This window comes from Candidatus Korarchaeota archaeon NZ13-K, assembly GCA_003344655.1.
Lineage (GTDB): Archaea > Korarchaeota > Korarchaeia > Korarchaeales > Korarchaeaceae > Korarchaeum.
Genome location: MAIU01000044.1, coordinates 1 through 8,933, shown reverse-complemented (window position 1 = coordinate 8,933; position 8,933 = coordinate 1). Strand labels below are relative to the sequence as shown.

The 8,933-nt window shown below is 55.3% G+C and carries 11 protein-coding genes; 4 read left to right on the top strand and 7 right to left on the bottom strand.

Going from position 1 to position 8,933, the window contains the following annotated elements:
* Together BA066_05290 and BA066_05285 are read right to left on the bottom strand one after the other, a co-directional pair.
* The coding region (locus tag BA066_05290) for a hypothetical protein (protein RDD53280.1) at positions 1–657 on the bottom strand (657 nt) is incomplete at its 3' end.
* Between the two features lies 1 nt (position 658).
* Positions 659–2,389: a radical SAM protein gene (locus tag BA066_05285; GenBank protein RDD53279.1), complete on the bottom strand. Its 1,731-nt coding sequence runs from the start codon at positions 2,387–2,389 to the stop codon at positions 659–661.
* A 160-nt stretch (positions 2,390–2,549) separates the two neighbouring features.
* Here BA066_05285 and BA066_05280 point away from each other — a divergent pair, with 160 nt between their 5' ends.
* From BA066_05280 to BA066_05270, 3 genes are all read left to right on the top strand, one after another.
* Positions 2,550–3,041 (top strand): HEAT repeat domain-containing protein, encoded by a 492-nt coding sequence (locus BA066_05280; GenBank protein RDD53278.1) that lies wholly within the window; start codon positions 2,550–2,552, stop codon positions 3,039–3,041.
* Between the two features lie 144 nt (positions 3,042–3,185).
* Positions 3,186–3,854 carry a metal-dependent hydrolase gene (locus BA066_05275; protein RDD53277.1) on the top strand — a complete coding sequence of 223 codons (669 nt, stop codon included), beginning with the start codon at positions 3,186–3,188 and terminating at the stop codon, positions 3,852–3,854.
* Positions 3,844–4,212 (top strand): hypothetical protein, encoded by a 369-nt coding sequence (locus BA066_05270; GenBank protein RDD53276.1) that lies wholly within the window; start codon positions 3,844–3,846, stop codon positions 4,210–4,212. Before BA066_05275 ends, BA066_05270 begins: the two co-directional genes overlap by 11 nt.
* Here BA066_05270 and BA066_05265 read toward each other — a convergent pair.
* Genes BA066_05265 through BA066_05250 form a run of 4 tightly spaced genes read right to left on the bottom strand, consistent with a single transcriptional unit; the run spans position 4,205 to position 7,016 of the window.
* Positions 4,205–5,512 carry a MiaB/RimO family radical SAM methylthiotransferase gene (locus BA066_05265; protein RDD53275.1) on the bottom strand — a complete coding sequence of 436 codons (1,308 nt, stop codon included), beginning with the start codon at positions 5,510–5,512 and terminating at the stop codon, positions 4,205–4,207. The two genes, BA066_05270 and BA066_05265, sit on opposite strands and share 8 nt — an antisense overlap.
* Positions 5,513–5,516: 4 nt before the next feature.
* A complete protein-coding gene (locus tag BA066_05260; protein RDD53281.1) occupies positions 5,517–5,768 on the bottom strand; it encodes a hypothetical protein in 252 nt (83 codons plus the stop codon).
* Positions 5,769–5,821: 53 nt separating this feature from the next.
* Complete coding sequence (locus tag BA066_05255) at positions 5,822–6,220, bottom strand: hypothetical protein (GenBank protein RDD53274.1); 399 nt, start codon at positions 6,218–6,220, stop codon at positions 5,822–5,824.
* Positions 6,186–7,016, bottom strand: a complete 831-nt coding sequence (locus BA066_05250) for a hypothetical protein (GenBank protein ID RDD53273.1) — start codon at positions 7,014–7,016, stop codon at positions 6,186–6,188. Before BA066_05250 ends, BA066_05255 begins: the two co-directional genes overlap by 35 nt.
* A gap of 245 nt (positions 7,017–7,261) precedes the next feature.
* On the opposite strand from BA066_05250, the gene BA066_05245 reads away from it, so the two are divergent.
* The gene (locus BA066_05245; GenBank protein RDD53272.1) at positions 7,262–7,828 is read left to right on the top strand and encodes a hypothetical protein; all 567 of its coding nucleotides are present in this window, start codon (positions 7,262–7,264) and stop codon (positions 7,826–7,828) included.
* Here BA066_05245 and BA066_05240 read toward each other — a convergent pair.
* Positions 7,760–8,602, bottom strand: coding sequence for a sugar phosphate isomerase/epimerase (locus BA066_05240; GenBank protein ID RDD53271.1), 843 nt, complete (start codon positions 8,600–8,602; stop codon positions 7,760–7,762). The genes BA066_05245 and BA066_05240 overlap by 69 nt on opposite strands.
* Positions 8,603–8,933: the final 331 nt, after the last annotated feature.

The window sequence follows — 8,933 nt, the reverse complement described above, 5'->3', positions numbered from 1 at the left end:
CATGCTCATCCTGATCCCCAGCCCCACGTTCGCCCGGGAGCTTCCCCTCGGGATGATCCAAGCGTAGGCGCCTGGAGCCAGCTCCTCATCGAAGAATAGCTTCATCTCGCTGGGATCGTCAATTTCCAAGGGAACCTCGAGCGGAAAGGCTATGGAGACTTCATCGCAGTCGACGGTTCCTCCTCCGATCATGGAGGATATCCTGCTGGGGAACCCGTCCGCCCCAACAAGATACCTGGCTGCGTACTCCCCCCCGCTCGTCAGGACCTCATAAAACTCCCCCTTCCGCTTCATGGAGAGGAACCTCTCCCTGAAGAGCACCCTGGCGCCCTCCCCTTCCGCCTGCCTCAGCCTCTCCCTTAGGAGCTCACCCCTCCTTATCGAGTAGCCGACGTAGTCCACCCTGAAGGACCTACCGTATACCTCCACCCGGATTCCGGAGAGTCTGTGCACTGTGAAAGGCCTCACGAACTCGAAGTAATTGGAGGCTATTTCCTCCTGGACTCTCAGGTATCCCGGATCCGGGACGTACTCGCCGCAGATCGTTCCGGGACCGGGGTTTCTCTCCACGGTGAGGACCTTATAGCCCCTTCCGGAGAGGAAGAAGGTGGCTGCCGCTCCGGCCGGTCCTGCGCCTACGACGATCACATCGTACAACTCACTCTGCCACCCTTCTGCGGCTCGCTATCTTATCCAGGAAGGGTTCGTAGGTCCTCCGATAGAGCTCGGATGACTCCAGCTTCTTCACATCCCTCCTGTACTTCATGGAAGGTCCGACCCTCCCCGGTCCGTACCTCCTCTCATACTCCTCGAAAGTCATGGAGTGCTCCCTCAGCACCCTGTCCCTGTAGATGTCAGATATCACGTTGTACGTGCAGAAGGGTATCATCCTCCCATCCGGGGAGAAGTAGTGTATGTCGCACCTCAGGACCCTCTGGACGTCGTAGTTGTAGAGGTCCATGAAGTGCATCATCCCGAGGAACAGGGACCTGTAGTGGAACTCCCCCAAGGCCTCATAGTTCCTCTTGAGGAATATGTTCCTGATCATTCTGATTAGGTCTATTCCCGGTGGTTGCTTATCCCTCTCCACGAAACTTGGGAGCTTATAGATCACCTTGAGGAGTGTTATTAACCTATTGGCCCCCTCCATTACCTCCCTAGCCTTCTCGGAGAGGAAATCGTGGAGGCCCTCCACGTCCACGAATTCCGTTATGGGTATGAACTCCTTCAGCTCCCTCCTTCCGTCCACCCTCTCGAACACAGGGAAGACGTATGTTGCCATACCACATGCTGGATGGTTTGTGAGCGTCAGCTTAGGCTTCCCGGTCAGTGCTTCGATGAACTGGCTTATCGGGACAGTGAAGGGAACTGGATACCAAGCTTCCTTACCTATCTGGCCGTTTGTCTGATCCTCTATCCTCTTAATCACATCAGGTATCGTTATTCTATACTTCTCCCTCTGATCCCTCGGCATCCTCCCGGTGAGGGAGACGGGCTGGAAGTTGATCCCCCTTATCACGTCCATGTTGTATGCCGCGAACCTGACTATGTCCCCAACCTCGCCATCGTTGATCCCCTTTATCACAGTGGGGACGAGTACTATGCTCGTCATGGAAGACTTCCTGGCCAGATCCAGGATGTAGGGCATCTCCCAGTGATTCTTGGGATTCGCGATGGGCGTGACGCCGTCGAAGCTCAGGTACATCGTGTTGACTCCGGCCTCCCTAAGCTCCCTCATGAGCCAGGGCTTCTCCAAGAATGCGATGCCCTCTGTGTTGAGCTGGATGTGCGTGACACCCTTCCTCCTGAGGAGCCTCACTATCTCAACTATGTCATCCCTGAGCAGGGGCTCCCCTCCAGTTATCTGAACAGCGTTGCCATGAGCGGGCTTCTCCATCAGCATTAGATCTACCATTCTCTCTATCTCCTCCAAAGTGGGCTCGTAGACGTATCCCGCTTTCTCTGCGTAGAAGAAGCAGTACCAGCAGTCCATGTTGCACCTGTTCGTGACCACAAGGTTGGCCAGAGCCGTGGTGTTTAGGTGGGCCTCGCATATTCCGCAGGAGAACGGACAGGGAGAGCTCAGGTTTGTGTGAGGCGGATATATCCCTCTTCCCTTCACCTCGAACCTCATGGCTTTCTTGAAGAGCTCTGAATCCCCCCAGTAAACGTCCTCGAATTCCCCGTGATCGGGGCAAACCTTCCTTATGTAGACAGCCCCATCCCTCTCGAGTATGACCGCCGGTAAAAGCCTGTAGCACTCCGGGCAGATGGATGATGTGTATCTGACCAGTTTCTCCCTCTCTCTCAGCTGAGGCCTGGGACCGCCGACCTCTATCTTCCTCCCCCCGACCTCAAAGGACCGGGGTTTGACCACCTCGACTACCATTTCGGCACCTACTCATCACCGCAAAGTTATTAATAAACGTTACCACAACGGATGGGGATGGAAAATTAAGGAAAATGAAGACTGCACCTTGCTGCTATATGAGATTATTGCACTATTGTTATCCAATGAATATGAAACTATTAAGCCGGGAGTTGAGGATATGTTGAACGGATACCTGAGGGATTGCCTCGAGGGTGAGGAGTCCCGGGAGAAGTTCTCCTCATTCTTCTCCGATTTAATCGGCTACGCTGAGTCAAAGAACATTGAGGAACTCCTCAAATCCTTAAGGAGGAGAATCGTTGAGGACAGGGAGCTCAGGGAGGCGGCCATCATGGCTTTCCGGGAGGTATGCGATCCGGGTGTCGCGAGAGTTGCTAGGGAATGGGGGGAGGATCTGGAGCCTGCCGTGAGGATGGCCTACCTTAAATGCCTCCTCAGACTTTTCGAGAGAGGGGAGATAGGCGTTGATGATCTTGCCTCATTCCTGGAAGATCCCTCCCCAAAGATCAGGCTCTTCCTGGCCTCCTCACTCTCACTGCACGCAGGGGAGAGCGAGGTCAGGTCCTTCCTCCTGAGGATGCTCGCGAGGGAGAGGAGGAGCGAGATAAGGAACGTGATAATAGAGGCCCTCTCGTCAAGTGATGATCGCTGAAATTGAATGGAAGAATTCTAAATCAGCAAGACCGCGAAAAGGCTGAAATGGGCCTGAAAGTCGCTGAGTTGAGAGGAGCGCCGCGGCATCCTAGGAGCGGGTAAACGTATTTTTTTATGCGGGTGTTTAGCCTTGGGTGGTACCTTGCTCAGGGTCACCTTCCTGGGGCACTCCGCATTCCTCCTGGAGGGGAGTAAGAGGGTTCTCATTGATCCCTGGATAGATGGAAACCCCCAGGCTCCCATGAAGATCGAGGAATGCAGGGGCGCTGATGTCTACATAGTAACTCATGATCACGGGGACCATGGCCTGAGTGATGCCATAAGGCTCTCGAAGAGGCACGGAGGCATCATAGTCTCGATATACGAGATAGCTGAGAAGGCTAGAAGGGAGGGAGCGAGCTCCCTGGGGGCCAACATAGGTGGCTTCTTCGAGGTCAATGGCATGAGGGTTGCCCTCACGAATGCCGTCCACAGCAGCGGCGTTGGGGCCCCGGTCGGAGCCGTTGTGGAGTTGGATGATAGGAGGATATACCACGCGGGTGATACTGGGGTTTTCTATGACATGAAGATAATAGGGGAGCTCTACAAGCCGGATCTCGCCCTCCTCCCCATCGGGGGGCACTACGTCATGGGACCCCTGGAAGCGAGTCTCGCTGTAGAGCTCTTAGGGGTTCAGAAGGTCATACCGATGCATTATGGGACGTTTCCAGTGCTTCGGGGCAATCCTGAGGAGTTCAAGAGGTTTCTAGAGAGCAGAGGATTGAAGGCAGAGGTCATAGTGCTTAGGCCAGGAGAGAGCTATGAACTCTGAAATAAGACCGAAGGAGGTCCAGATAATAGCCGAACTTTACGATGTGACCGAGAAGGAGATACTTGACTCTCCTGAGCTCATGAGGAAGTTCCTCTTGGAGGTAGCAGGCGCGGCGAGCGAGGGCGCGTTCCACGTTCACGTGCACGAGTTCGAGCCATACGGTCTGAGCGGTTTCCTTATGACGGGTGATGGCTACGTGGCAATACACACGTGGCCGGAGCATTGCTATGCCACCGTGAACATAGTGAGCTTCTCGAACCCGGAGTGGCCCTGGACCGTCTATAAGGTGGTCGCCGGGCTCCTAAAACCGAGGCAGCAGAACGCCGTGGAGATAAAGAGCGGACTGGACTTCAGCTGAGATCCGCCAGCTCAATCTCTGAACCCATCCCTGCCTTTCCCATCTCTTTTTCGACCCTACCTATCAGGTAATTCTGCCTGAAGTCGACTATCTCCACGAGGTAGAAGTGACCCGGCCTAGCCCTCTCTAAGGCCACCGGCTTGTAGGACCCGGTCCTTCCCTGATATCCCTTCTCACTCACCTCTGAGACCAATACGACGACTTCTCTCCCGAGGTATCTTTCATTGATCCTCTCCTTAACTCTACTTATCAGCTCACTCAGAATCCTGCTTCTCCTCGCCACGACCTCCTCCGGCAGCCTTCCCATCTTCGAGGCGGGGGTCTTGGGCCTCGGCCCGAACTTGCTCAAGTTCACGATATCCGGTTCGACCCTCTCGATCAACCTAAGCGTGAGCTCGAAGTCCTCCTCATCCTCCGTTGGGAATCCCACTATTACATCAGTGCTTATCGTGACCTCGCCTAATTCCCTCCTCGCGAGATCCACCATCCGGATGAACTGCTCCGCCGTATAGGCCCTCCCCATATCCCTGAGCACTTCATCGGAGCCGCTCTGAACTGGTATGTGGAGGAACTTGTAAACCTTCTCTCTTTTGAAAGCCCCGATCAGCTCCTCAGCTATTGGCAGCAGGGAGCTAGGTGTCATCATGCCGACCCTAATCCTGAATTCTCCGGGAATCGCGCTCAACTCCACCAGAAGGCTCGCTAGATCGTCTCCCGTATCTCTGCCGTAGGCCGCTGTGTCCTCAGCCGTCAGCCAGATCTCCACAGCCCCCCTCCTGAGGAGGTGCTCGGTCAGCCTGACTATGCTGCTCCTGGGGAAGCTGGTCAGTCCTCCCCTGGCTAGCCTGGTTATGCAGTAAGTGCAAGCCCCCATGCAGCCCTCGGCTATCGGCACTATCCCCACCAGTCCCAAAGGATCCCTCAGGTAGGAGGACTTGTCCAGGAACCCCCATCCGAGGAACTCCGCCTCCCTACCCTCCAGAGCTGCCGAGACCGCCTCGACTATCCTATCTATGGATCTCGGCGACACGAATACCTTGGAGAACTTCCTGAGGGACTCCGTCTGGGACTTGGCCATGCACCCGGCTATTACCAAAGGAGCTCGCTTGGAGAGCTCCCTGGCTCTGTGGATCATCTTGTGCTCCGTGGGGGTCTTAACGTTGCATGTGTTGAGTATGATGACGTCGGCTTGTGATGGATCTTCCACCCTCTCGAAACCGCTTCTCCTCAGGATCTCCTCCATTATCTGCGAATCCGATCTGTTCATCGAGCAGCCATGGGTCTCGATGAAGAACCTCAACTCATCATTTACCTCCTTCCTCCGATTCGACCGTGACGCCGTCTATGCTGGCCACGTTCCCGCCGTAGTACCTGATCAGCTCCACTATATCATCCTCGTCCAGGTCCCTTCCCTCTATCACGAGCCTCAGCCTCTCTATGTTGGTGTCATAGTCCCTGACCTCCACGTCCACCCTCTTGACCCCCTCGAGCTTAGAGAGGGCGTCCGCTATCTCTATTATGTCCGGATCGTGGGGCTTCACGACATCCAGCACCAACTTGCTTATGAAGCTCCTCTTCTCCCTCTTACCATTGGAAGAGAATCCAATACCTAACACTCGCTGGATCCTCCCTCGCCCGAACCCTCGGTAGTAGCATATAAGTGTTTCCAGCATCCGAGCTCGAGGAACAACATTGCTATCACTTTGTTAACAGTTCTTCTTTTTCCTCCCTTTAATCTGATCAATTTTATCTTGCCTTTGTACTCATCAGGTATTTCCAAGCTTTTAGAGAATGTAATGAACAATCTTATTCCCCTTCTCACGCAGTAGTCGAGCAGCTCCCTCAATTCCCTGCCCTTCCCCCTGACGGCGCTCCTAGGCTGCCAGACTGCCCCGTAGCCCAGGTAGTTCAGCCTCCTCTGGACTGAGAAGTAGAAGTCTCTGGGAACTGTTCTGTCGAAGAAGAATGGGGTCTTATACCTCTTCGCCCTCCTCCTCACCAACCTCATCCCTCAGTAGCCTTCTGACCCTCAGCACATTCACCCCCAGCTTCCTCAGGGCCTCCTCCACCCTCTCCTTATCCTCCCCCCTCAGTCCCTTGTTGTCAACTATGGCGTGACTCACGGGCTCGCTGCTCCTAGCTATGGCCTGCCTCACCATCTCCTCATCCACCCATTCCGCGTCCAGCTTCCTCGCCGCGTGCCCTATCGCAAATCTCGTGAGCAGTTCTACCTTGGTGAAGTGCTCATTTATGTGCGGCCCTCCGAAGGCCACCGCCGCCAGGAACTTCCCGTCCCTCCATGATTCTATCGCCTCTAGGGTCGATTCGGATGCCACTTTGAGGCCCCTCTCGTCATTCCAGGCCCTCTCATCGCAACCTATCTCGAGGAAAGCCGTTGGTATATCCAAGGTCGGCCCGTGATGCGTCGGCTCGAAGCCCACCCAGTAGCCCACCTCACCGGCCCTCTTGCTGGCCGCCAGCAGGTACTCCTTCATGAGGGAGGGGATCGCTATGGAGAGCCTGAAGTGATCCCCACCGTACTTCGCCCTCCCGAAGTTTCCAGGGGCGTGCGCGGTGAATATGGGGTGGTCTGGTGTACCGCTGTGCTTTGAGAGCACCACAAGATAATCGAAACCCCTGAAGGAGTCCTCCTTGAGATATAGAGCTTCCCTGTCCAGCTCCAGGAGCTCGCATCTCTTGTCGGATATCGTGAAGTCCTCTCCGGCCACATCCCTTATTCCCTTGGCCATCCCTGAACCCGCGGGATCCCTCTTGGAGTAGGCGAGCGCTATCCTTCTTACCATCAACCGGCGATGAGACCCTTCCAATAAAAAGGTGGATGCCGCAACCAAGCGGGAACCAGAGGGATCTACTGCTGCCCCTAATTTCGACGCTTTGAGAGATGATCCTCACCCGCGGGAATCCTGGAGAGTGCATCTCAATGGATACCCAAGCCTGGAGGCGCTATTCCATGGGCGAGGTATTCCCGCGTTCAAGAGCATGGAGCTCCAATATATAAATAGGGGGCACGCAGCAAGCGGGGTGAACCTTGGACCTCCACAGGACGCTCGCTCTGACGCTCTCACCCGTCACCGTGGGATTGATAACTGTGTTAGCCCTGGGCCTATCCGAGGGTAGCCTAGTGAGCACTCTGGTCTCCTTGGTGTTCATAGTGATATTACCGGTAGCCGACGTCATCAGGAGGTATTTGAAGGGGGAGATAGACATCCTAGTACCTGAGAGGTCAGTGAGGGGCGTGTTCTTCGCCCAAGCCTCCTTCTCCTACTCAGTGGGTTTCGTTCTGCTGAAGCTGATGAACAGCAGGCTCCTCTCCCTGCTCTCCCTCACATACCTCCTGGTCAGCCTGAGCCTGATCCTGATAAATAGGAAGGTCACGAAGGTCAGCGTGCACATGGCCGGGATAACTGGGCCAGCTACCTTTCTCATCTACTTCGGGAGCGGCCTGGGTTACGCGATGGCCCTCCTCATACCCCTGCTGGCATGGTCGAGGTGGAGGTCCGGCTCCCACACCCCAGGTCAGGTGGTCCTAGGATCCGTCGTTTCCTTCCTGATAACCATAGGCGTCTGTCACACCCTTCAGGTCACCGATGATTGAGGATATCTTCTCCCTTGAGATCCTAAGATAATCGGGGTCGCTCGAATGTATCTCGAGCGTTATCGTGCCCCTGTACATGCTTCTGACCAGCTCCAAGACGACCTCCGACCAAGGTATCCTCCCGGCCCCTATGGGCATGTGGAGATCGCTGTTCATATCGTTATCATGAGCATGTACGTGCATTATCTCCCTCCTGCACTTCCTAAGGTAAGATCTCAGCTTCTCCACGCCTCCGTTGATCATCGCGTGCCCCAGGTCGAGGGTCATGAGCAGGTCCTCGACGTTGTCTAGCAGGTACCTTATGTCTGAGGGGGATCTGAAGGCCCCGTGATCCACGTTCTCCACCAGTATCTGGACACCCAGCTCCCTCCCTTTCTTGACTAGTTCCCTGAATCCCGCCACATTGAGCTCCCTCGCCTTATCCCTCACGGCCGCGAGCCATCCGGGCGTGAATGGGTGGAACGTCGTGAATGCTGATTCCAGCTCGCTAGCGACCTCTATTATTCTAGCGGCAGCTCTAAGGGCTCCCGATCTCACCTCATCGTAGGGATGCGCCAGCTCAAGGTAGTACGGGGAGTGTACGATCAGGAAGGCATCATAGGACTCTACCGCATCCTTCAGATCACCCAGCCTGCGCTTTATGGAATCCACCCAGGAGAGGGGCCATTCCACAGTCAGTTCCACGAAATCCATGCCCATCTCGAGTATCGTGGTCACCTCATCCATGGGATCCCTGTGGGGATTGTTCATACCGCCGAAAGCGTAATCCACCATATGGCGGAGGGGATTCCCCTCCGATATAAAGCTTGGGATGGTTCCTTTCGCTTCGATGAGTGCTCATCCCTCGCCCCTGAGGGCATCTTCCCCGGAGCGGGCTTAATATGCTTCGGTTCATCCACAACCTCATGAGTGAGGCAGAGGCCCCCATCAACTTTTATCGGAGTCGAATCGGGGATGCTTGGAGGCGGTTAATGAGCTTGAGGAGCGCCATGATGCTCGCTCGAAATTCACTCCCCTCTGAAATTTTTAAGTGTGTATCATCGCTCAGGATCTCGGGATCAAAGCAGTGGGCCCGTAGCTCAGCAAGGACAGAGCGGCGGCCTTC